This window comes from Scytonema hankhaensis NUACC26, assembly GCF_045865695.1.
GTDB lineage: Bacteria > Cyanobacteriota > Cyanobacteriia > Cyanobacteriales > Nostocaceae > Scytonema.
Window position 1 is genome coordinate 1 of record NZ_BAACAP010000166.1, and the last position, 22,746, is coordinate 22,746.

Consider the following 22,746-nt stretch of genomic DNA (forward strand, 5'->3'; position numbering starts at 1 on the left):
CGGTTTGCTGTCACCATGGAGTAGGTTTCTTCTGCTTGGGTGGGGTTGAACGCACGGAATGTGTTCGAGCCATCTCCATCTTCAAACAGTGTGTTTTCTACTGTTGCGCCGTGGATCGCGCACAACAATGCTCCACCGAGTACCCCAGCCACTCCCATCATGTGGAAGGGGTTGAGTGTCCAGTTGTGGAACCCTTGCAGGAACAGCAAGAAGCGGAAGATTGCTGCCACTCCAAAGCTGGGTGCGAAGAACCAGGATGATTGTCCCAATGGGTACATCAAGAACACGCTCACGAACACTGCTATCGGTGCAGAAAATGCGATCGCATTGTATGGTCTGATGCCTACGAGTCTGGCGATTTCAAACTGTCTGAGCATGAATCCAATCAGACCGAAAGCTCCGTGCAGTGCTACGAATGGCCACAATCCACCTAGTTGGAACCAACGAGTGAAATCTCCTTGTGCTTCTGGTCCCCACAGCAGCAACAAGGAATGTCCCATGCTGTCTGCTGGTGTGGATACTGCTACTGTCAAGAAGTTACACCCTTCCAAGTAGGAGGACGCCAAGCCGTGTGTGTACCAGCTTGTTACGAATGTTGTACCGGTCAGCCAACCGCCGAGGGCTAGGAAAGCACAGGGAAACAGTAATATCCCCGACCAACCTACGAATACGAAACGATCGCGCTTCAACCAGTCGTCTAGTACGTCAAACCACCCTCTTGTACTGGGGGCGCGTCCAACTGCGATGGTCATTTGGACTAAATCCTCTTTACTAAAATTGCAACTTTTTGAGGAATTAAGGTTTTGCTTATGACACTTACAGATGCCTAACAGCAACTGACTTTGTGAGAAACTACTACCACTAGTAGTCAAGTTTCTCATAAAACCTCATAGAGGTCACTTAAATATCTAGTGTCACAATAGTTTCTACCAGTTGGTAATTCAGCTTGTAGAAACTTAATGATTCTTAACTTATCACATTAGTTTGGCTTTGTGCTCGATTAGCACTTAAAAATTAGGTATAAAGCACAAACCTACTACTTATAATTAATATCAGAATTTTTACAATCTGACACAACTTTTCTCAGAAATCTCACAAAACTTGCAATACACGCGCTCTAGTGGCAAACTTAGTAGAGAGTATCTATCAGTGCTAAGGTAGTTCGCTTACATGACGGCATCAACAACCATTAACAAAGGCGAGTTCCCTTCAGAGGGTAACTCTACTTCAAACGTTCTGCATCAAAAGGTTCTCGGTTCCCGTCGGTTCAGTAACTACTGGTGGGCAACTGTAGTCTCTATAGGATCTGTAGGCTTTTTACTAGCCGGAATTTCGAGTTATTTAAAAGTTAATTTACTTTTAGTAACAGACCCAACGCAACTGGTTTTCTATCCCCAAGGCTTAGTAATGGGTTTGTACGGTTCTGCCGGTCTACTTTTGTCTCTGTACTTGTGGTTAACGGTTCTTTGGGATATAGGCGGCGGGTACAACGATTTCAATCGGGAAACAGGAAAAGTGAAAATTTTTCGATGGGGGTTTCCCGGCAAAAACCGTCGTATAGAAATTGATTGCAGCACTCAAGATGTGCAATCCGTTCGAGTCGATATTAGGGAGGGCATTAACCCCCGTCGCTCGCTGTACTTACGTGTTAAAGGTCGTCGAGACATTCCTTTATCGCCAGTAGGTCAACCCATGTCATTGCAAGAGTTGGAAACTCAAGGCGCTCAATTAGCCCGCTTTTTAGAAGTACCTTTGGAAGGACTGTAACAGTGACCAGTGAACAGTGACCAGTTACCAGCTATTGATTATTGGTAACTGGTTACTGCTCACTGGTCACTGAATTATTGCTGTACTTGATAATGCGGTCTAATATTTCCAAATTAGCAGTTGCTTTATTGATGGTTGGTATCTTATGGCTAAGCGGTGGTTTTATAGAGCCATCTGTAGCCAGTTCTCTATCAACTGTCACGCCGAACCAAGCAACTACCCAGTTAACTTTCGGGAATTTAACTAAACAAGCAACCCTTGTATCTCAACTTACAAACAAGAGTACTCCCAGAATGAACGACTACCCACGGCTCGAAGGCAAAGCAACTGTAGTGATGAGTGTTGGCGGCTCGCCCATCACTATTGAATTGGATGGTAAAAATGCCCCTATTACTGCAGGCAATTTTGTAGATTTAGTCCAAAAAGGCGTGTACGATGGCTTAGTTTTCCATAGGGTTGTACGCCAGCCCCAACCGTTTGTGGTTCAAGGGGGTGACCCACAAAGTAAAGACTCAAAAGTACCAGCAAGCCGCTTGGGAACAGGCGGTTATATCGAGCCAAAAACTGGCAAAGAGCGTCGCATACCTCTAGAAATTAAGCCACAAGGATCGGAGGAACCAGTTTACAGCAAAACTTTTGAATCGGCACGTATCAATAAACAACCCGTACTTCAGCATAAATTAGGGGCAGTGGCAATGGCGCGATCGCAAATGCCAGACTCTGCATCATCCCAATTTTATTTTGCTCTGGACAACCTCAGTTTCCTAGATGGTAGCTATGCTGTTTTTGGTTACGTCACCAATGGCATGGACGTTGTTAACAAAATTCAACAAGGCGATCGCATTGACTCAGCTAAAGTGACTGAAGGTGCGGAAAACTTGAAGAAGTAGGGAATAGGGAGTAGAGAGTAGGGAGTAGGGAATACATATTTTCTCAACTTCCCACTCCTAATCCTCTATCCCTAATCCCCAATCCCTAGTCCCCAATCCCTAGTCCCTAAGCAATGCAGTTAAACTGTTCCAAATTCTTCTTCGTTTTCATTTTCAGTGCGTTCCTGCTTGGCAGCTGTTCGACATCTCAAGTCGCTTCCAATTCCTCTCCAACATCTACCGCTACTCAAACAAGTTCCGAGTTATCAACACAGACAAGTACCGAGACGGCAAACCCAGAGACAACTCCTGAATCGGAAAATACTAGCGAGAGCATTCCCGGATTCAAAGAATTACCACGGCTTGAAGGCAAAGCAACTGTAGTCATGATAGTCAAAGGTTCGCCCATCACTATCGAAGTGGATGGTACAAATGCGCCCATCACGGCAGGTAATTTTGTAGATTTGGTTCAGCGAGGTGCATACAACGGGTTAATGTTCCATAGAGTTGAGAAAGATCCAAGTCCTTTTGTGGTGCAAGGCGGAGATCCTCAAAGTAAAGACCCAAAAGTACCAGTTACCGATCTAGGCACGGGTAGTTTTATCGATCCAAAAACAAATAAAATTCGTTACATACCTTTAGAAATTAAGCCGCTAGGTTCAGAAAAACCAATATATAGTAAACCTCTTAAGGATGCAGATGCAGAAGTGTCTTCACAACCAGTGTTAAAGCATACACGGGGTGCAGTGGCAATGGCGCGATCGCAAATGCCTGACTCTGCATCCTCTCAGTTTTACTTTGCTTTATCCGATTTACCCCCACTTGATGGTAATTACGCTGTGTTCGGCTATGTCAAAGAAGGAATGGACGTAGTTGACAAAATTCAGCAAGGCGATCGCATTGACTCAGCTAAAGTCACTCAAGGTGCAGAAAACTTGAAATAAAAGTGGTCGTTATCACTGGTATTGGTCTTGTTTCTACTTTAGGTAAAAGTTTAGAGGAAAGCTGGCAACAGTTGATTGCAGGTAAATCTGGAATTAAGCTACACCAACCGTTTCCAGAATTAAAATCCTATCCTCTGGGAATGATTGAGGAAGAACCAATGAGATTGAGAACACTCACTCAGTTGGTTGTTTCTATGGCATTGCAGGATGCCAATTTACTTCCACCTTTAACTGATTGTGGAGTAGTTATTGGTTCGAGCCGCAGCAATCAGGGTTTGTGGGAGAAGATGATGAGGTCTCCCGACTTACCAAGTATCTGCTCAGAAGATTGGTTAGAAACTTTGCCTCACATGAATGCGATCGCAGTCGCACGGCAAATTGGCTCGTGTGGAATCGTTTTAGTTCCTATGGCAGCTTGTTCTACAGGAATTTGGGCAATTGCACAAGCCGCTAACCTCATTCTAACTGGGCAATGTCAGAGAGCGATCGCAGGTGCAGTGGAAGTGCCAATAACACCTCTAACGTTAACTGGGTTTCAACAAATGGGGGCTTTGGCAAATACAGGAGTTTACCCTTTTGATTTGAATCGAGAAGGTTTGGCGCTAGCAGAAGGTGGTGCTGTGTTTGTTTTAGAGTCAGAGGAGTTAGCACTCCAGCGTCAAGCTAAGGTTTATGGTCGAGTCCTCAGTTTTGGCTTGACAGCAGATGCATATCATGCTAACTCTCCCGATCCAGAAGGTAGGGGTGCAAAACAAGCGATCGTACAATGTTTAAACAGCGCTCGCTTAACCTTCAATGATATTGATTATATTCATGCCCACGGTACGGCAACGCAAATGAACGATCGCATGGAAAGCAAAGTTATACAGCAGTTGTTTCCTCAAGGCGTTGCAGTCAGTTCAACGAAAGGAGCAACAGGTCATACTCTAGGAGCTTCAGGAGCTTTAGGTATTGCCTTTTCTCTCATGGCATTACAGCATCAAAAGATACCACCTTGTGTTGGGTTGAGCAATCCTGACTTTGATTTAGATTTGGTCAAAGAAATACGCTCGAGCAAAATTCACAACGTGCTTTGTTTGAGTTTTGGCTTTGGCGGGCAAAATACAGCGATGGCTTTGACGACTTATGACTAATATTATATTTCGTCAAAAAAATAATTTATTAATTGTATCGCGATAAATCCCAGAACAAGAAAAAGCTAAATTTTCATTGTTTGGGTCATTATACCATTGCTAAAAGAATATGTTGTACTGCTGAGGTTAATTTCTGGAAAATTCAAGTTGTTAGTAGCAGCCGACTGTTGTAAAACATCTAAATTAGGAAGAATCGAAGTTCTAACGAGTGATGAAAATTTTTATCTATTTTTCTAAGGTTTTCTGGAATCACTTTTAACTAAGCTGTAGAATACTCTCAAGAACACAATCAAATATATTAATATTGTCAGAGAAATTAATTGAAAACCTAAAAATTATTTGGATATAGCAATTCTATTGGGTTTGCAAAATCTATCTTAGACGGGCAATTCTTAACACTAAGTCTTTTAGTGGATATTGATTCACCTCACAGTACCTAAAATTGTTCATAAAGGATTGAGGATGGCTGTATAATCGAACCGAGAGTAAAGTGGAATTTTTAAGACAGACACACCTAGCTAACTGGATAACGCTTCTACAAAATTTCCAATTTTAGAAGTTAGATTAAAAAGAAAAAATGCATGGGTTCATCTACTAAAATTCCAATCATTGAAAATTATATTATGAAATTAGATTATGCGCTTACACCAGTGTTGATGGGAGTAGCGATCGCCTTTATTCAACCACAAATGGCTATAGCCCTATCTTCATCAGAGGTGTCGAAGATAGCTAAGGCAATGACTGTATTAATTGACAATAAAGATAGTTCCGGAACGGGAGTAATTATAAAAAAAGAGGGCGATACTTACACAGTTTTGACTGCTCAGCATGTAATAGCCAATCAAGTTAAATATGAAATTGTTACCGCAGGTGGTCAGCGTTATGCGCTCAATTACAATACTGTGAAAAAACTGCCGGATATAGACTTAGCTATTCTACAGTTTACTAGTAGCCAAATTTACGTTGTTGCTAAAATAGGAAACTCGGATAACTCTACAGAAGGGACAACAGCCTACATAGCTGGATTTCCGCAAACGACAGCAGCAATTACTGATAAAATTTACAACTTTATCGACGGGCGGATTACGGCTAATGCTTCAAAACCCCTGCGTGATGGCTATGCGTTGCTTTACAGCAATAATACGATGCCAGGGATGAGTGGGGGACCAGTATTAAATGATAATGGTGAACTAATTGGAATCCATGGTAAAGGAGACACTATACCGATCTTTCAAGTCTTTGAGAAAAATCCTGATATTATTATCAAATCAGGGATTAATTTAGGCATTCCGATTAATACCTTTTTGAAACTGTCAGCCAAAATAGGCGTAGATGTGGGTGTTCGCCTCCCCAGCAAGCCTGTAGTTACAGCACCGAAGGCTGATGACTTCTTTCTTCAGGGTCAGGATAAATTTAAGAAAAAAGACTTTCAAGGAGCTATTGCTGATTATACCCAGGCGATTCGTCTCAATCCCAATTATGCTAATGCCTACGCTTATAGAGGATTCGCCCAGTTAGTGTTAGGAAATAAAAAGGAGGCAATTGAAGACGTTAACCAAGCAATTAAGATTGATTCCAAGTCCGGTGATACCTATGCAGCCAGGGGAATAGTGCGCTATCAATTGGAAGATAATAAGGGGGCGATTGAAGATTTCACTCAAATTATTCGCCTCGATCCTAATATTGCTGATGCCTACCTATATAGGGGAGCAGCACGCTATAAATTAGGAGACAACAAAGGGGCGATTGAAGATTATAACCAAGCTCTCAAGATCGCTCCTAATGATGCAGACGTTTACCACGGAAGAGGATTAGCTCGCGCTAACTTGGGAGACCACAAAGGGGCGATTGAAGATTATAACCAAGCTGTCAAGATCGATCCCAAGTTAGCCAATGTTTACAACCGCAGAGGATTGGCTCGCGCTAACTTGGGAGACAACAAAGCGGCGATTGAAGACTACAACCAAGCTCTCAAGATCGATCCTAAGTTAGCCAATGTTTACAACAACCGGGGATATGCTCGGAGTGAGTTAGGAGATAACAAAGGAGCAATTGAAGATTATAACCAAGCCCTTAAGATCGATTCAAACTACGATACCGCTTATAGCAACCGAGGATATACCCGTGCCGATCTAGGAGATGACAAAGGGGCAATTGAAGATTATAACCAAGCCCTCAAAATTAATCCCAACTATGCCAATGCTTACAATGGTCGAGGATTAGCCCGGAGTAAGTTAGGCGATAACAAAGGAGCAATTGAAGATTATAACCAAGCCCTTAAAATCGATCCCAACTATGATACTGCTTATAGTAACCGAGGATATGACCGGAGTAAGTTAGGCGATAACAAAGGGGCAATTGAAGATCATAACCAAGCCCTCAAAATTAATCCTAATTATGCCAATGCTTACAATGGTCGAGGATTAGCCCGCAGTAATTTAGGAGATGACAAAGGGGCAATTGAAGATTATAACCAAGCCCTGAAAATCAATCCCAAATACGCTACTGCCTACAATAATCGAGGATCGGCTCGGAGACAGTTGGGAGACGACAAAGGGGCAATTGAAGATTACAACCAAGCCCTGAAAATCAATCCCAACGATGCCATAGCCTACAATAACCGAGGGTATACCCGCAGACAGTTGGGAGACGACAAAGGGGCAATTGAAGATTACAACCAAGCTCTTAAAATCGAGCCCAAGTTTGCTGAGGTTTACAATAATCGGGGATTTGTCCGTTATGATTTAGGAGACGAAGAAGGAGCGATCGCGGATTTAAAAAAAGCTGCTAATCTCTATTTAGAACAAGGTGATACAGAACAATACCAAAAAGTGCTGCAATTAATTAAACGGTTTCAAAAACAGGAGTTAGAGTTGTGAACGCTATGAAATTTATCTAGTGTAGTACGTTCTTAAGTACAACTACTATATATTCTACTAATGAGTATCAACAATAGATTTTCCCAACTCTTTCAATCTTTAAAAAAACTTTCTAAAGAACACCCTATCGAAGTAATTGGAATTGTTCTTGCCTTACCTACAACTATAGTTGCTTGGGCTTCCCTTCCGAAAGACATACGTGAGAAGGTATTTCCCGAACGGTCAAAAACTGAATTTACTGCCTATGAAAATATTGATTATGGAATCAGCGTTCAGTATCCTAAAGACTGGCAAGTACGAAATATCTATAATCCAATTACTGGAGAGATCGTTGAATTTATTTCTCCTAAAGAAAATAATTCAGATAAGTTTCAAGAGAAGGTAACTGTTACTGTGGAGACAAAAGCCAGTTTTACACTAATAGAATATACTAATTTGGTCAAACAAGATATACTTAAAAATATTAAAAATGCCCAAATTATAAGTGAAAGTGAGGACATTTTGGCAGGTAATAGGAGTTACAGAGTAGTTTATACAGGTTTAAATAAAAATATACGTATCAAAAATATGGATGTTTGGAACCTGAACAATTTTCAGGCATATTATGTTAGCTATAATGCCAAAGAAGATAAGTATGACAAATATTTACCAATAGTAAACGATATAATTAAATCATTACAAATAAAAGCTAAAAAGTCAAAGTGAATGTATTTACGTAAGTACATACGGAATTAAAGGGGAAATGCCGTAGGTAGTAAGATTCTTTCTATACATCCTTATAAAGGATTGGTATCAACAGTAGCGTAGTTTAAATACAGATTCACATCAATGTAGAGAGAACTATCGTCTTTACTTTCAGTCAATATCTTCCCAGCTGCTAAGCCACGCTTATCTAATAACCTTTCCAGAGTCTGCTTGGGCTTACTACCAGGCTTAAAAGTAAATAATAAGGTGTTATCCGTACAAGAGTCGTTGATACTAGTAGCAGCGCATAGGACTGTTTGCTGATTAAAACTACCAAGTTTCAGAATTTTCAGAGTACCGTTGTCATAATTCTTCTGAAATCTTCGAGATACCTCAATACAACGCTGCATTGGTGTCCAAGGAGGAGGGAACTCACCAGATATCCAGCGAATAATTGCAATATTTCCACTTTGGGTACGAGCATAGGTAGCTGGTACGCCTTGACTCTTTTGGCAGAAAAAGTTTGTGCTTTGTGCCTGAGAGGGCTGATTATAGATTGCAGTCATGGCAAAAGCAGCAAGTGATGCTATACCAACTGCGATCGCCGTAAATTTTTTAGCAGATAGCTGTAACTTCATCATTCAGTAAAAATACTTTAAAATTATAAAATATTATAACAGTTTATACTGTAATATACTTAAGATTTATGTTAGTGAAATATTTATATCGAAAACCATGCCATTGAGTACCGCCTCAATTAGATACCCTCATTCATATGTGTAAATTCGTCAATTCGTGAATCTATTAAAAACTTGGTAAATTTTAGCATCTCTACACTCTCTTCACAAAAAATAGATATGATATATAAAAGTCGATAAATCTTAAAAATTATTTATCAATGCTGGTTTCCTCCTCTGGCTTGTCCAAGGTCAAAGACTCAGTAAAGGAAAAAGTTTTTTTCGGTAACGAACTGACTACCGAGTTAGTCGCTATTCTTACCGTGTACTTTGTACAGGGCATTTTAGGATTAGCACGTCTTGCCGTTAGCTTCTTCCTCAAGGATGAATTGGGGCTAACCCCAGCTCAAGTTTCGGCAATGTTAGGCATAGTAGCCCTTCCTTGGATTATCAAGCCGCTATTTGGTTTCATTTCGGATGGATTTCCCATATTTGGCTACCGCCGACGACCTTATTTAGTGCTGTCAGGAATACTGGGAGCAACTTCTTGGGTTAGTCTTGCTACAATTGTCCATACACCGATAGCCGCTACACTGGTAATCTCGTTAGGTTCCCTTTCTGTTGCCGTCAGTGATGTCATTGTTGATTCGTTGGTAGTCGCAAGAGCAAGAAAAGAATCTCAAGCAGAAGCAGGTTCTCTACAGTCTTTAACTTGGGGTACATCTGCTTTAGGAGGTTTGATTACAGCATACTTTAGCGGTTTGTTGCTACAGCACTTCACCACACGCACAGTTTTTTGGATTACGGCAGTATTCCCACTGATTGTCTCTTTGGTGGCTTGGCTGATTACTGAATCACCTATCGAGCGAGACGCAAATAACAGCGATAAGCCGGGTACGGCTTGCGCCAGGGGCGAACGCGCAAATTTTGATAACATTAAGCATCAAGTCGGACAACTGCGTAAAGCCATCACTCAGAAAACAATTTGGCTACCGACATTATTTCTTTTCCTTTGGCAAGCTACACCAAGTGCAGACTCAGCTTTCTTCTTCTTTACCACCAACGAACTGCACTTTGAGCCAGAATTTTTAGGACGAGTGCGCCTAGTAACAAGCCTTGCATCCTTAATTGGTATTTGGATTTTTCAGCGTTTTCTCAAAACCGTTCCCTACAGAGTTATCTTTGGTTGGAGTGCAGTCATATCAACAGTGTTAGGAATGACAATGCTGCTGTTAGTCACTCATACCAATCGCGCTTTAGGTATAGATGACCACTGGTTCAGTTTAGGTGACAGTCTCATTTTAACTGTCATGGGGCAAATAGCTTATATGCCCATTTTAGTACTAGCAGCAAGGCTTTGTCCTGCTGGTGTGGAAGCAACCTTATTTGCCCTCCTAATGTCCGTAACAAATTTGGCAGGATTACTTTCCTACGAACTCGGGGCGGGATTGATGCACTTAATGGGCATCACAGAATCAAATTTTGATTCTCTGTGGTTGTTAGTTCTGCTTACAAACCTCAGCACATTACTACCATTACCCTTCCTGAAATGGCTGCCGTCCTCTGACTCTCAAAACGAAACTACAGAAACACAAAAATTACAACCAGCATCCGCACAAGTACTACCATCAGTTCCAACCAAAGATGGAGAACAATCATTAGTTAATGGTTAATGGTTAGTGGTTAGTAGTTAGTAGCAAATAACCAATAACTATCTATTAACGATGACAGGCGAGACGCCTGTCCTACACAACCTATTAACGATGACAGGCGAGACGCCTGTCCTACACAACCTATTAACGATGACAGGCGAGACGCCTGTCCTATACAACCAACAACTAAAAGTTAAAGATATGCAATCTTTTCAACTCTACGAACGAGCCTCTACAGTTCCAGAAAAATCATACAATCGTGCTAGTTGGCAAGCAGGATATCAATCTCTCAAACAAGAGTTTGATTATTGGATTAACGATATAGAAGGGCAAATTCCCCCAGAACTTCACGGCACTTTATTTAGAAATGGTCCGGGATTGTTGGAGATTAACGGTCAAAGGATTCACCACCCCTTTGATGGAGATGGGATGATTTCTCGCGTCACCTTTGTTGATGGACGCGCCCATTTCAGTAACCGCTATGTCCGTACTGCAGCCTATTTAGAAGAACAAAAAGCTGGCAAGATTCTCTATCGCGGCGTATTCGGTACGCAAAAGCCTGGAGGAGTGCTGGCAAATGCCTTTGATTTCAGAACCAAAAATATTGCTAATACCAACGTAATTTACTGGGGTGGAAAATTGCTTGCCTTATGGGAAGCAGCCGATCCCCATCGCCTCGATCCTTACAGTTTGGAGACGTTAGGGAAAGAACATTTAAATGGTGTTTTGTCAGAAGGGGAAGCTTTCTCCGCCCATCCTCGTTTTGACCCCAGTTGTGGTGATGATGGAGTACCAAGACTAGTTAACTTTTCTATCAAGCCGGGACTCTCCACTACAATTACTATTTTTGAGCTAAACGATAAAGGTGAAGTCGTTACCAAGCACCCTCATAGTGTGCCAGGTTTTGCCTTTATCCACGATTTTGCTATCACTCCAAATTACTGTATCTTTTTTCAAAATTCCGTCACCTTTAACCCCTTACCCTTTGTTTTGGGAGTGCGGGGTGCAGGAGAGTGTATTAAGTTTCAGCCGCACCAACCGACTCGCATCATCATTATTTCTCGCAATCCGAAACAGAAAAAAGTTCAGATTATAGAAACGCAATCTGGCTTTGTGTTCCACCATGCTAATGCTTTTGAGGTGGGGGATGAAGTTGTGGTTGACTCTATTTGCTACGAATCACTTCCAGAAGTGCAACCGGAAAGTGATTTTCGGGAAGTTGATTTTGATGCGCTTCAACCGGGACAATTATGGCGTTTCAATCTAAATCTTAAAGAGGAAACTGTACAAAGAACGTTATTGGAAAGTCAGTGCTGTGAATTTCCCACTATGCATCCTCAAAAAGTGGGGCGTCCATACCGTTATTTGTATATGAGTGTAGCACACGCAAATCGTGGGAATGCACCGTTACAGGCATATTTAAAAATTGATTTAGAATCTGGTCAACGACAACTTTGGAGTGCTGCACCTCATGGTTTTGTAAGCGAACCCATTTTTGTACCTCGTCCTGGTTCTGAAAGCGAAGATGATGGTTGGGTCGTGGGTTTGGTGTATAATTCTACCCATCATCGTTCAGATGTAGTTATTTTAGATGCTAAAGACCTTGAACGGGGTGCGATCGCAAAATTGCATCTCAAGCATCATGTGCCTTATGGTTTACATGGTAATTTTGTCTCTAAATGTTTTCTTTGAAAATACCCCCACTCACTTCCTCGTTCCCAGCTTCTGGCTGGGAATGCATTACTAGAGGCTCTGTCTCGCTATTTATTCAAGGCGGAAGATGAAGCCTCTAAGTAAGCATTCCCAATTACGTTGGGTTTCGTTCCTCAACCCAACCTACAGAAAATTTGCTGCGATAACAACTGCTATTGGTATCAAAATATTGTCAACTTCTTTTGGGCTACATCCTTCTATAAGGGTAGCTACCAAGGCTAATATGAAAATTCTTATAAAATCCAGATGAATCGGTATAATAAGCCAAACAAAAAAGACACTAGCAATGAAGGCAAAAATCAACATTGCAAGAGTACCTTCTAGTGTTTTAGTACTTAAAATTGTGTACTTGATTCTACCGATTCGACTACCAACAATTGGTGCAATACCATCACCCCAACCTAAGCTTGCCATTGCGACAATTCCAGAAAAATCTTTATAAAAGAACGTACCGCAAATCGTAGCCACAATAACGAAAAAAAGAGGTCCCTTCAAGAGTTCTTGCCTATCACCCGTGCGCGTCATGGTGACAACAGCTTCATCTTCTGGACTGGCAAACAGCCCTTTCTGCACGAGGAGAAAAATCCATAAGACAAAAACTGATACATTTAGGTACTTAGACCAGTGTAAATCGTTGTAAAGAGGTAAAAATCCAATAGTAGAACCCGCGCCAATATGAACAATTTTACGACTAATATCTTGTGGCAAATTAAATTTTAATACACACCACTTCAACAGGTTTATTAATCCAAATACATAAACAAAGGTTAGTAATGTAGCTATCAAATTTCCTGAAAGTGGACTAAAATTAAAAGTTAGAGACAACATCTTAAACATCTCCTCCTTTACGGAAAAACTGCTGCAAAATCTCTCCAGGTTTTCTATCCCAAGTGTCAATATGTTCGTAAATTAAAGCATCATGGTTGAGTTTATAAGTTGAGTAACCATTAAAATAGAGTTTGGCTTTCCAAGGAACGCGCAAGACGCCGCGAACTGTCCATTTTGCTAAAACTATATCCTTATTTGATTGAAGCACTTCATGTAAATCAAAGAAAATTTTAGTAAAGAAAAGTTGTGCGTGGAATCGTAATGTCCAAAAAATAATGCGATAGCTGAGTTTTCCTTTGAATTTGTTAACAGGGTCTTGAAAAGATATATCTCGCGTGTAAATTTCGTAAGATATGTCTTTTTCAAATAATGTTGGCAAATCGTATCTGAGAGTCTCCATGACTCTTTCTACTTGAAAATCATATTCCACGCGATCGCTCCTCAAATCTTATATAAGATTCTTCAGAAAACCTATCAGCTTTTGAAAAACAGATAATGTCGTCCTGACTACTCTACCTCGATTTAAGTCTAATAGGGAAGGAAATGTAGCAGGCTGGGAGTAGGGATTTTGTTGTAACACTTGGGCTAGGGCATTGTTGTTTTCTCGCAAACCTTCATAGAAAAAAAAGACTTCTCCAAAAATGCCGAGACTTCGGTTATACTGAATACTTTGTATTAAATACTCTGGGCTAATACGGTAAGAACCCACTTTCATGAGAATCCCTGGTGCTAATCTTGGCAAGGTAGTGTCTGTAAACTGTTGGGTAACGAATCTATCAACAATTTCTTTGTATGCAGCAAAGTCTCGTCGATAAATTTGCGGATGAATAATATCTACCAACCCCTTTTCTATCCAGGTAGGAGAGTCCTGTAGGTATTCTTTATACGCCCAATCATGAATATTAGGGGCAATAGATATAATGAGGTTGGGATTGACTGCTTTGACTTCCTGATATAGTTGAGTTAGAAATTCAGTGAGAATATCGGCACGCCATTGCAGCCATTGTTCGTCTTTGGGATTCTTTGGAGGTTCTTCACCAAACTGCTGACGATATCTACCCATAGTATTGCGATCGTAACCACCTTCACTAGGCAAAGCAGGAAAGCGATCGTCACCTTGGATACCATCGACTGCATAGTTTTTAATGATTTCCAACACCAAGCTTAACATGAAACCTTGAACTTCCGGGTCAAGAGCATTTAACCACTCAAAACCGTTCTTTTTCAGTAGATTGCCCTCACTGTCAATCGCCGCCCATTCAGGCTTTTTTGCTAGGAGTAATCCACCATTCAAATTATAGGAACTAGCAAATCCATATTCTAACCAAGGAATGACCTTTAGCCCTACTTGTTGTGCTTCCACAATCAATTCTGCTAAAGGATCGCGCCCAGTAAAAAGCGGCTGAATGTCTGTACCAAAGGTTTGTTGCACAACTTGACTAGGATATATTGTTGTTCCCCGAGTCCAAACTACGGGAAAAACAACATTAAATCCTGTCTCAGCAAGAAATTGTATCGCTTCTGCAACATTTTGCTGTGAATTGAGAACTTTGCTATCAGTAGCAGTCAGCCAAACGCCTCGTATTTCTGGGTTGTCATTTGTCATTTGTCATTTGTCATTTGTCATTTGTCCACTGGTCACTGGTCATTGGTCACTGGTCGATTAACGTATCATTACATGACGGTATCGCGCTTGAATAACCATATAAATGCCGTATGCAATCAAACCTAGGGCAACAATACCTAAAAGCCAAGGACCATAAGGTTGTTGTGCTAGCGTTTGCAAAGCCAAATCTAACCCACCTGCTTTACTAGCATCAGACGATGTTGCTGCTTGAATCAAAAACCAGCCAATAATACAAAAAACTATGCCCCTTGCTACTAAACCAAATCTTGAAATACCCATGACTAACTTTCGTTCTGAGTCATCTAATTCAGTTAAGTCAAGTTTTCGTCTAAATTTAGCACGAAAGGCTTCATAAAACTCATAGAAACCCAAACCGATAGTAAATGCCCCTATAGTACCAACTAACCATTGACCAAAAGGCTGAGAAAGAAGTCGTGCTGTCCAATCTTGTGTAGAGTTACTACTACCAGAGTTACCAGAACCTAAAATAATTTGCACTGCAGTCCAAGCTAAACCTGCATATATAAAACCATTAATTACATAACCAATTCTTTGTGCTATTCCTTTAGCATCAGTGCCTTTGTTTTCTGGATCTTTGATTGCTTGTACAAACCGTAAAACAACATATCCAAGTAACCCAATGGCTACTAAAGCAAGCAAAAACTTTCCAAAGGGTTGACCAACAATTGTATGCAAAGCACCTTGAGTATCGGTTGTTTTTCCACCACTACCAAAAGCCGCTTGTGCTGCTAGTAGTCCAACAATACTATAAACTATTCCTTTAGATATATAACCGAATCGAGCGAGTTTCTCAATCCAAGGTGAGTGATAATCTATTAACTGTTGCGTCATACTATTTGATTAGTGTAATTATGGCTAAAGATTTATCAAATTTCTTAAAACAATACATCTATCCAAAGGAAAGGATTGAATAATTTAGTAGATAAATAACAAATGACAAATGACAAATGACAAAGGACACTAACAATGTTTGTTACACAAGAGACTTGGAAGCACGAATATATTCTGACTAACGGATTGAAACTGCATTATGTAACTCAGGGAGAGGGTCCTTTAATGTTGATGTTACACGGCTTTCCTGAGTTTTGGTATTCTTGGCGTCATCAAATACCAGAATTTGCTAAAGATTTTAAAGTCGTTGCTCTTGACTTGCGCGGATACAATGACAGTGATAAGCCAAAGAATAAATCTGCTTATATAATGGATGAATTTGTTAGAGATATTGAGGGTGTTATTACAGGTTTAGGATACGAAAAGTGTACTTTGGTGGGACATGATTGGGGAGGTGCGATCGCATGGAATTTCGCCTATTCTTATCCTAATATTGTAGAGCAATTAATTATCCTCAATTTGCCTCATCCTGCAAAATTTAGTGAAGGATTAAGAACTCCACAACAGTTATTGCGTAGTTCCTACGCCTTCTTTTTTCAACTTCCTAGTTTACCTGAGTTTTTCATACAAGCTTCAGATTATCAATTATTAGAAAATGCTTTTAGAGGATTAGCGATCGACAAAAATGCTTTTACTCAAGAAGATATTGAAGCTTATAAAAATGCAGCCTCAAAACGAGGTGCTTTAACAGCGATGTTAAACTATTACCGCAATTTTTCTCAACAAAAAATTATGAATGGCAGTTGGGGTGTATTGGAAGTGCCAACATTAATGATATGGGCAGAAAACGATATAGCATTAGGTAAAGAAATGACATATGGTACAAATGCTTATGTAAGAGATTTGCAAATTAAATATATTCCTAACTGTAGTCATTGGGTACAGCAAGAACAGCCTCAATTGGTTAATCAGTATATTCGAGAGTTTTTAGAAAGGTAATAAGTATGTAATTTACCCCCCTTAGTGCCCCTTATAAACAATGGTGGGCAATGCCCACCCTACGTTTGAGGTAAAAATACTAGCGCCACAGACACAATTGTGATGGAGGTGTCATGCGAGGGGCAGTGTAACGATAGAATCCTTTCACGTTTAATGAAGCTTTAGGAAATAAAATCCAATGAATAGTACCATCCATACCTTCTTCAGTACGAACAATGTTTCCTTTACCAAGTGTTAAGCGCCCCTCGGAGTCCCACTCAATATTGGACTTTGAAATATTGGACTCAGGATTCACATCCCATAATATTTCTAAAGCTTCTCCTTTAATCGAACTGTCATTGACTTCACCTCTTATGCAAACAAAACGATCTGAGTGAGGATAACCATAGTATCCGAATGGCGCGATCGCCTGTTTTACTAAAATTAAAACAAACTCCTGCTCCATCTTGCCAATCTCTAGGATCGGGTTCGCTGCAAAACTGGTATTTACCATTTGCGAGAGTGGCAATTCTGGTTCGTTGTGGAGCATTTTTGTGGATTGATAAAACGGCTGATGGGAGTGTAACATCTATCAAAGTAGCTACAAACAGGGCTGTCACGATCGCACTCAACCTCAAATGATTCTTTTCTTGGTACCCTCTGATTTTCGATGTTTTTATTCTCCCTTAAAACTGGAAGTGCTACATATTCGGTACAGTAAAGATAATGTTTTTTAAAATTTTTTTTATACAAATAGTTAATTATGTCAGGAGAAAAATCTGCGTCACAGGGGAGAATAACACTGCTACAACCCGGTATGTTATGGCAACGTGTTAAAGAACAGACTGAGTATGCTCTTACCAAGCAAGCTTTGCTGACAATTCCCACAGAGTTTGAATTTGTTGAACAAGATGGCGTTTGCTTCCTAGTACGGGTCTTATCTAATCTAGTTCGTAAAGATGCAGCCAAAAAAGAGCAGCTCAAACAAATCGTCCGTCCTGGGAAAGAATTTAATCCTTTTCTCCCCTATGAACAGGATTTGTTTGTAGCCGATCTTTCAGACACTCATGTATGTATTTTGAACAAATATAATGTAGTGGATTATCACCTCCTGATTATTACTCGTGCTTTTGAAGAACAAGAAAGTTTACTGACATTAGAAGACTTTGCTGCTGTACAAGCTTGCTTGGCTGAAATTGATGGTTTGGTATTTTACAACGGTGGTAAAGTTGCAGGTGCGAGTCAGAGACACAAGCACTTGCAATTGGTTCCGCTTCCATTTATTCCAAGTGGTTCTCAGATACCAATCGAGCCTTTGTTGGCATCTGCCAAGTTTCAAAGCTCTATAACAACTATACCAAGATTCCCTTTTGTGAACGCATATACACGATTAAATGTCAAGAACATAGAGTCACCATTAGCCACTACCGAAGTTACCTTTGAGTGCTACCGTACCCTTCTCAAAAATGTAGGTATAGAAAACGCTCCGGGAAGCGAAAACAAGCAATCAGCTCCTTACAATTTGCTAGTTACCCGACAATGGATGTTAATCGTACCGCGATCGCAAGAAAGTTTTGAATCGATTTCTGTCAACTCACTGGGATTTGCTGGTTCTTTATTTGTGAAAAATGAGCAACAGATGCAACTGCTCAAAGACATTGGACCAATGACTCTTCTGAAGAAGGTCGCTAAATCAGTGAGCAGTGAGCAGTGAGCAGTGACCGTGTACGGGCGCAATGCATTGCGCCCCTACGAAACCTTCCCCCTTTTAACTTTTGATTTTGTTTGGTGATTGGCGGCTTGAGTTAACAGAGAGTCTGCAAATGCGATCGCTTCTTGGGCGGACTTCCCACCTGCAAGTTGTGCGAGTTCTTCTCGCCGCTTGTTTATGTTGTTCAAAGCAGTGACTCGTACAACGGTACGCTGTTCTGAGTGTCCGTTGGTTGCTTTTTGACCTTTATCTGTATTAATCACTTGTTTAGCCACTCGAAAATGACGATCTGCCATTGCTGCTACAAGGGGCTGGTGCGTGACACACAAAACTTGATGGAATTGACCGAGTTGGTGTAACTTTTCAGCAATTGCTTGGGCTACCCGTCCGGAAACCCCAACATCAATTTCATCAAAGACTAATGTTGCTGCTGCATCAGCTTGGGAAAAACAAGCTTTCAGTGCTAACAAAAAGCGGCTCATTTCACCACCAGAGGCAATTTCTGTTAAAGGTTGTAATGGTTCTCCTGGGTTGGGGCTAAACAAAAAGGTGATTTTATCTGCTCCTGCTACTGTTGGCATAACTGGAACAATTTCTACTTGGAACTTTACCTTATCCATTGCCAATGGCTTTAATTCTTTGATAAGTTCTGCTTCTAAAGTAGATGCAGCATTCTGTCGCAATTGAGTTAATTCCTGACAAGCTTCAGTCAGTTTTGACAGGCATTCTCTTTCTTGCTTTTCCAGACTTTCTATAGATTGTTCGCTATTATTAAGCTGAGATAATTCTTCATGAATGCGTTGGTAAAAAGCTATGGCTTCTGCTAAGGTGGGACCGTACTTTCGACAAACTTGTTTTAACTCTCGAATTCGCTCTTCTACTTCTTCCAAGCGTTGCGGGTCTGCTTCTAATCCTTCTCCATAGGCATTTACTTGTCGTCCAACTTCTGCTAAGGTTGCTTGAGCATCTCTAACCATGTCTAAGAGGGGTTGCAGTTGAGTATCGTATTCAACCATATTGGTTAATGTGACCTCACTGTCTCCAAGAAGGTCGGCGGCTGCGGGAGCTTCATTGTCATTCTGGTACAAAGCTTGATAGACTTTGTAACTCATTTGCTGTAGTTCTACCACATGGCTCAGGCGTTCCCGCTCTTGTAAAAGCTTGTCGAATTCGTCAGGCTCACTCAAGTTAGCTGCTTTTAATTCTTGTACTTGATACGTCAACAGGTCTAACTGCTGTAGCCGCTCTCGTTCTGATGTCCGGCGTTTTTCCAGCATGAGATGAGCTTGTTGATATGTACCAAAAGCGACTGCAACAAGTTGGCGCTGCTGCACTAAGGAGTGACCGCCATAAACATCCAACCAATCCCGAACTTGGGCAGATTGTCCCACTTGTACAGTTTGACCTTGCGCCGTGATTTCTACAAGGCGATCGCGCAATCCTCCCATGACTTGCCGATTTACCAACACTCCATTAACCCGCGAACGACTGCGAATATTACTTGCGGTTTCAGTAATTTCTCTACTAAGAATGATGGAGTTTTCATCAATTAAGTCTATCTCCTGTTCGCTTAGCCAAGCGGCTAATGCAGAGTTAGAGGTAAAAGTAGCTTCTACCATTGACCGATTTGTGCCAGTACGAATGACACGGCTAGAGACTTTGCCACCGAGGACAGCATCAATCGCATCTAGGATGATGGATTTGCCAGCGCCAGTTTCACCTGTCAATACGTTGAGTCCAGCGCCAAAATCCAATTCCAGTTGGTCAATGAGAGCAAAGTTTTCTATTCGCAGAGAGAGCAACATCTAGTTAAATTCTCCGTGAGGACAGACGCCGGATATTTCCAATTCAAGAGAAACTGAGAATGACCTGTAAGCGATCGGCTATACCCAATCCCATTGAACAAAAACCCCTTGAGTGTACCTAACCTAGTTTAATTTGACTTTCACAAAGATTGGTGGTTGAGGATAGACTTTTTTTATCAGTGACCAGTGACCAGTGACCAGTGACCAGTGACCAGTGACCAGTGACCAGTGACCGGTAACTGGCTTACTGGTAAATGATAACTGAGTGATTACGTAACATATTGTTACAACAGTTAACAAATATAATCTGATTATAGTGGTAAGCCCATGAATGCCAAGACTGTTTCCTATGATTCCCAACCAAACAAAGACCCTTCTAAGACTATCTCGGTAATAGAAGTATCTGTTAACAATAAACAATTAAGTAAAAATACTCAAAAAGAACTGTCTGTTACACAACCAGACTTAAAAGATGTGGTAGTGGTTAGTGAGGAGAGCTTACCATATAAGGGCGATCGCATGGTTTTGACTAGGAAACGCGAATCAGAAGAAATACGCTACAACGCCAGAGAAATTGCTGCTTACTATCAACAGACACCCTTACGGGTATTGCGGCGGGTACTTGCAGTTCTAGCACCAACCTTATCATTTGTTTTTGGATTGTGGTGGAGTAGCAAACGAGGAATTGTTGTCAAAAATGACCGAAGACAAGCAATTCGACTGCGAGAATTGCTAACAAAATTGGGACCCGCATATATTAAAATTGGGCAAGCTTTATCCACTAGACCAGATTTAGTTCCTCCTATTTATCTCGAAGAACTGACTCAATTGCAGGACAAACTACCAGCTTTTCCTAATGAAATTGCTTATAAATTTATTGAAGAAGAACTCGGTTTACCTCCAGAAGAAATTTACCCCGTTCTCTCTAGCGAGCCTATAGCAGCAGCTTCTTTGGGTCAAGTTTACAAGGGTAGATTGCATACAGGTGAAGAAGTTGCTGTTAAAGTTCAACGTCCAGACTTACGAGAAAGCATAACTATTGACTTATATATTCTCCGCAAATTAGCTGTATGGGGGCAAAAAAAAGTTAAACGGGTACGCAGCGATCTTGCAGGAATTCTTGATGAATTAGGGACTCGCATTTTTGAGGAAATGGACTATATTCATGAAGGAGAAAATGCGGAGAGATTTTTTCAACTTTATGGTCATTTAAAAGACGTTTATGTTCCTAAAATATATTGGGAATATACGAATCGTCGTGTTTTAACGATGGAGTGGATTAATGGGATTAAATTAACTCAAACCGAAGAAATTCGCGCACATGGAATCGATGCTCGCTACTTAATCGAAGTGGGCGTACAATGTTCGTTGCGCCAGTTACTCGAACATGGATTTTTCCACGCCGATCCGCATCCAGGAAATTTGTTGGCAACTCTAGATGGCAAATTGGCTTATCTAGATTTTGGAATGATGAGCGAAATTCAACCACAACAGCGCTATGGTTTGCTCGAAGCGATCGTTCACGTTGTCAATCGGGATTTTGAAGCTTTAGCTCAAGATTACGTCAAGTTGGATTTCCTGTCACCAGATACTAATTTAGCACCGATTGTACCAGCTTTTGCTAAAGTTTTTGCTGAAGCTCAAGGAGCTAGCGTAGCTCAGTTAAACATCAAAAGTATCACCGATGACCTTTCAAATTTGATGTACGAATATCCCTTCCGCGTACCGCCTTACTACGCTTTAATTATTCGTTCTTTGGTGACTTTGGAAGGAATTGCTATCTATATAGATCCTAATTTCAAAGTTCTTAGCGAAGCATATCCCTATGTTGCTAAACGGTTATTAACTGACCCAGCACCAGCATTAAGAGCATCTTTGCGAGATTTATTATTTAAAGAAGGTAGATTTCGTTGGAATCGGTTAGAAAACTTATTACGAAATGCTCGTAATAATGACGATTATGATTTCAACTTGGTTCTGAATCAGGGCATAGACTTTTTGTCTTCGGAACGTGGTGCTTTTATTCGTGACAAGTTAGTTGATGAAATTCTCAAAGGGTTGAATGCAGCAACTACCAATGTTCTGCATAACTTTACATATTTGCTACGAGAAAGAGTAGGGATTGCAGCAATTAATGAAACACCTAGCGCTACAATTGAGCAACAACAAACTTTGGATCATATCAAACGGATCTTAAATATTCTACAAGAAACTCGTGGATTTGATGCTACACAACTTGCACCTCAACTCGCTCAGATGTTATTTAATCCTGGAGTGCAGCGTTTGGGACAACAAATAGCTAACCAACTCGCACAAAAAGCGATCGCACGTTTAATTCGGCAATTGTTGGCGTCGGAAGTACCAGCAGAAGTTGATACTGGTGAAGATGGTGTTGTTGTTCAACCAAATCGGTTGTCTTTACCACCTGCTAATGTGTGAGTACCGGTTCTCAAATTTACCCCACCCTAGCCCTCCCCGATGCATTGGGGAGGGAACTAGATTTCTATTCTTTCCCCCCAATACATCGGGGGGACTAAGGGGGGTAATAATGTGATTCAAATGACAGCCAACTACTGTTCAAACATCCTCTAAGACTTGCCATCAGAGTTTTCTGTATTTCTTCAATT

At 40.9% G+C, this 22,746-nt stretch carries 19 protein-coding genes; 11 read left to right on the plus strand and 8 right to left on the minus strand.

The annotated features are described in order from the left end of the window. Nucleotides 1–752 (minus strand): photosynthetic reaction center family protein (locus ACKTT2_RS13760; protein WP_407887691.1); only part of this gene is annotated, 752 nt, incomplete at its 3' end. Between the two features lie 418 nt (nucleotides 753–1,170). Here ACKTT2_RS13760 and ACKTT2_RS13765 point away from each other — a divergent pair. The 6 genes from ACKTT2_RS13765 (at nucleotide 1,171) to ACKTT2_RS13790 (ending at nucleotide 8,297) form a co-directional block, all read left to right on the plus strand. After that, nucleotides 1,171–1,767, plus strand: a complete 597-nt coding sequence (locus ACKTT2_RS13765) for a photosystem I assembly protein Ycf4 (RefSeq protein WP_407887693.1) — start codon at nucleotides 1,171–1,173, stop codon at nucleotides 1,765–1,767. A gap of 92 nt (nucleotides 1,768–1,859) precedes the next feature. Continuing rightward, a complete protein-coding gene (locus tag ACKTT2_RS13770; protein WP_407887694.1) occupies nucleotides 1,860–2,657 on the plus strand; it encodes a peptidylprolyl isomerase in 798 nt (265 codons plus the stop codon). A gap of 113 nt (nucleotides 2,658–2,770) precedes the next feature. Further along, on the plus strand, nucleotides 2,771–3,580 hold the full coding sequence (locus ACKTT2_RS13775) for a peptidylprolyl isomerase (RefSeq protein WP_407887696.1): 810 nt from the start codon (nucleotides 2,771–2,773) through the stop codon (nucleotides 3,578–3,580). Nucleotides 3,581–3,582: 2 nt separating this feature from the next. Continuing rightward, nucleotides 3,583–4,713 (plus strand): beta-ketoacyl-ACP synthase, encoded by a 1,131-nt coding sequence (locus ACKTT2_RS13780; RefSeq protein WP_407887698.1) that lies wholly within the window; start codon nucleotides 3,583–3,585, stop codon nucleotides 4,711–4,713. A gap of 623 nt (nucleotides 4,714–5,336) precedes the next feature. After that, a complete protein-coding gene (locus ACKTT2_RS13785; protein ID WP_407887700.1) occupies nucleotides 5,337–7,592 on the plus strand; it encodes a tetratricopeptide repeat protein in 2,256 nt (751 codons plus the stop codon). Between the two features lie 60 nt (nucleotides 7,593–7,652). Beyond that, entirely contained in the window at nucleotides 7,653–8,297 is a 645-nt protein-coding gene (locus ACKTT2_RS13790) for a PsbP-related protein (RefSeq protein WP_407887702.1), read from the plus strand. Nucleotides 8,298–8,368: 71 nt separating this feature from the next. Here ACKTT2_RS13790 and ACKTT2_RS13795 read toward each other — a convergent pair whose 3' ends face one another. Beyond that, complete coding sequence (locus ACKTT2_RS13795) at nucleotides 8,369–8,917, minus strand: COP23 domain-containing protein (protein ID WP_407887704.1); 549 nt, start codon at nucleotides 8,915–8,917, stop codon at nucleotides 8,369–8,371. 257 nt (nucleotides 8,918–9,174) lie between these two features. Here ACKTT2_RS13795 and ACKTT2_RS13800 point away from each other — a divergent pair, with 257 nt between their 5' ends. After that, on the plus strand, nucleotides 9,175–10,626 hold the full coding sequence (locus tag ACKTT2_RS13800) for a folate/biopterin family MFS transporter (RefSeq protein ID WP_407887706.1): 1,452 nt from the start codon (nucleotides 9,175–9,177) through the stop codon (nucleotides 10,624–10,626). A gap of 180 nt (nucleotides 10,627–10,806) precedes the next feature. After that, nucleotides 10,807–12,297: a carotenoid oxygenase family protein gene (locus ACKTT2_RS13805; protein WP_407887752.1), complete on the plus strand. Its 1,491-nt coding sequence runs from the start codon at nucleotides 10,807–10,809 to the stop codon at nucleotides 12,295–12,297. A 144-nt stretch (nucleotides 12,298–12,441) separates the two neighbouring features. Here ACKTT2_RS13805 and ACKTT2_RS13810 read toward each other — a convergent pair whose 3' ends face one another. The 4 genes from ACKTT2_RS13810 to ACKTT2_RS13825 are packed head-to-tail and all read right to left on the minus strand — an operon-like array spanning nucleotide 12,442 to nucleotide 15,625. Next, nucleotides 12,442–13,146, minus strand: a complete 705-nt coding sequence (locus ACKTT2_RS13810; protein WP_407887708.1) for a diacylglycerol/polyprenol kinase family protein — start codon at nucleotides 13,144–13,146, stop codon at nucleotides 12,442–12,444. Between the two features lies 1 nt (nucleotide 13,147). Continuing rightward, nucleotides 13,148–13,546: a C6orf136 family protein gene (locus ACKTT2_RS13815; RefSeq protein ID WP_407887754.1), complete on the minus strand. Its 399-nt coding sequence runs from the start codon at nucleotides 13,544–13,546 to the stop codon at nucleotides 13,148–13,150. Nucleotides 13,547–13,594: 48 nt separating this feature from the next. Beyond that, on the minus strand, nucleotides 13,595–14,752 hold the full coding sequence (locus ACKTT2_RS13820) for a glycoside hydrolase family 10-like protein (RefSeq protein ID WP_407887710.1): 1,158 nt from the start codon (nucleotides 14,750–14,752) through the stop codon (nucleotides 13,595–13,597). Nucleotides 14,753–14,809: 57 nt separating this feature from the next. Continuing rightward, nucleotides 14,810–15,625: a DUF1206 domain-containing protein gene (locus tag ACKTT2_RS13825; RefSeq protein WP_407887711.1), complete on the minus strand. Its 816-nt coding sequence runs from the start codon at nucleotides 15,623–15,625 to the stop codon at nucleotides 14,810–14,812. Between the two features lie 135 nt (nucleotides 15,626–15,760). Between ACKTT2_RS13825 and ACKTT2_RS13830 the strand changes: the two genes are divergently transcribed. Then, on the plus strand, nucleotides 15,761–16,624 hold the full coding sequence (locus ACKTT2_RS13830) for an alpha/beta fold hydrolase (protein WP_407887713.1): 864 nt from the start codon (nucleotides 15,761–15,763) through the stop codon (nucleotides 16,622–16,624). A 79-nt stretch (nucleotides 16,625–16,703) separates the two neighbouring features. Here the strand turns inward: ACKTT2_RS13830 and ACKTT2_RS13835 are convergent, their stop codons facing one another. Next, nucleotides 16,704–17,153 carry a hypothetical protein gene (locus ACKTT2_RS13835; RefSeq protein WP_407887715.1) on the minus strand — a complete coding sequence of 150 codons (450 nt, stop codon included), beginning with the start codon at nucleotides 17,151–17,153 and terminating at the stop codon, nucleotides 16,704–16,706. A 213-nt stretch (nucleotides 17,154–17,366) separates the two neighbouring features. Between ACKTT2_RS13835 and ACKTT2_RS13840 the strand changes: the two genes are divergently transcribed. Further along, nucleotides 17,367–18,317: an ATP adenylyltransferase family protein gene (locus tag ACKTT2_RS13840; RefSeq protein ID WP_407887717.1), complete on the plus strand. Its 951-nt coding sequence runs from the start codon at nucleotides 17,367–17,369 to the stop codon at nucleotides 18,315–18,317. Between the two features lie 35 nt (nucleotides 18,318–18,352). Here ACKTT2_RS13840 and recN read toward each other — a convergent pair whose 3' ends face one another. Next, nucleotides 18,353–20,119, minus strand: coding sequence for a DNA repair protein RecN (recN, locus tag ACKTT2_RS13845; RefSeq protein WP_407887719.1), 1,767 nt, complete (start codon nucleotides 20,117–20,119; stop codon nucleotides 18,353–18,355). Nucleotides 20,120–20,446: 327 nt separating this feature from the next. Here recN and ACKTT2_RS13850 point away from each other — a divergent pair, with 327 nt between their 5' ends. Beyond that, entirely contained in the window at nucleotides 20,447–22,558 is a 2,112-nt protein-coding gene (locus ACKTT2_RS13850) for an ABC1 kinase family protein (RefSeq protein ID WP_500691384.1), read from the plus strand. Nucleotides 22,559–22,746 lie beyond the last annotated feature (188 nt).

What these genes read in the sequence shown, in the direction of transcription:
- ACKTT2_RS13795 (WP_407887704.1), bottom strand. Translation starts at nt 8,917, where the DNA reads ATGATGAAGTTACAGCTATCTGCTAAAAAATTTACGGCGATCGCAGTT.
- recN (WP_407887719.1), bottom strand. Translation starts at nt 20,119, where the DNA reads ATGTTGCTCTCTCTGCGAATAGAAAACTTTGCTCTCATTGACCAACTG.
- ACKTT2_RS13815 (WP_407887754.1), bottom strand. Translation starts at nt 13,546, where the DNA reads ATGGAGACTCTCAGATACGATTTGCCAACATTATTTGAAAAAGACATA.
- ACKTT2_RS13825 (WP_407887711.1), bottom strand. Translation starts at nt 15,625, where the DNA reads ATGACGCAACAGTTAATAGATTATCACTCACCTTGGATTGAGAAACTC.
- ACKTT2_RS13850 (WP_500691384.1), top strand. Translation starts at nt 20,447, where the DNA reads ATGAATGCCAAGACTGTTTCCTATGATTCCCAACCAAACAAAGACCCT.
- ACKTT2_RS13770 (WP_407887694.1), top strand. Translation starts at nt 1,860, where the DNA reads ATGCGGTCTAATATTTCCAAATTAGCAGTTGCTTTATTGATGGTTGGT.
- ACKTT2_RS13810 (WP_407887708.1), bottom strand. Translation starts at nt 13,146, where the DNA reads ATGTTGTCTCTAACTTTTAATTTTAGTCCACTTTCAGGAAATTTGATA.
- ACKTT2_RS13775 (WP_407887696.1), top strand. Translation starts at nt 2,771, where the DNA reads ATGCAGTTAAACTGTTCCAAATTCTTCTTCGTTTTCATTTTCAGTGCG.
- ACKTT2_RS13830 (WP_407887713.1), top strand. Translation starts at nt 15,761, where the DNA reads ATGTTTGTTACACAAGAGACTTGGAAGCACGAATATATTCTGACTAAC.
- ACKTT2_RS13785 (WP_407887700.1), top strand. Translation starts at nt 5,337, where the DNA reads ATGAAATTAGATTATGCGCTTACACCAGTGTTGATGGGAGTAGCGATC.
- ACKTT2_RS13790 (WP_407887702.1), top strand. Translation starts at nt 7,653, where the DNA reads ATGAGTATCAACAATAGATTTTCCCAACTCTTTCAATCTTTAAAAAAA.
- ACKTT2_RS13840 (WP_407887717.1), top strand. Translation starts at nt 17,367, where the DNA reads ATGTCAGGAGAAAAATCTGCGTCACAGGGGAGAATAACACTGCTACAA.
- ACKTT2_RS13800 (WP_407887706.1), top strand. Translation starts at nt 9,175, where the DNA reads ATGCTGGTTTCCTCCTCTGGCTTGTCCAAGGTCAAAGACTCAGTAAAG.
- ACKTT2_RS13820 (WP_407887710.1), bottom strand. Translation starts at nt 14,752, where the DNA reads ATGACAAATGACAACCCAGAAATACGAGGCGTTTGGCTGACTGCTACT.
- ACKTT2_RS13765 (WP_407887693.1), top strand. Translation starts at nt 1,171, where the DNA reads ATGACGGCATCAACAACCATTAACAAAGGCGAGTTCCCTTCAGAGGGT.
- ACKTT2_RS13835 (WP_407887715.1), bottom strand. Translation starts at nt 17,153, where the DNA reads ATGCTCCACAACGAACCAGAATTGCCACTCTCGCAAATGGTAAATACC.
- ACKTT2_RS13805 (WP_407887752.1), top strand. Translation starts at nt 10,807, where the DNA reads ATGCAATCTTTTCAACTCTACGAACGAGCCTCTACAGTTCCAGAAAAA.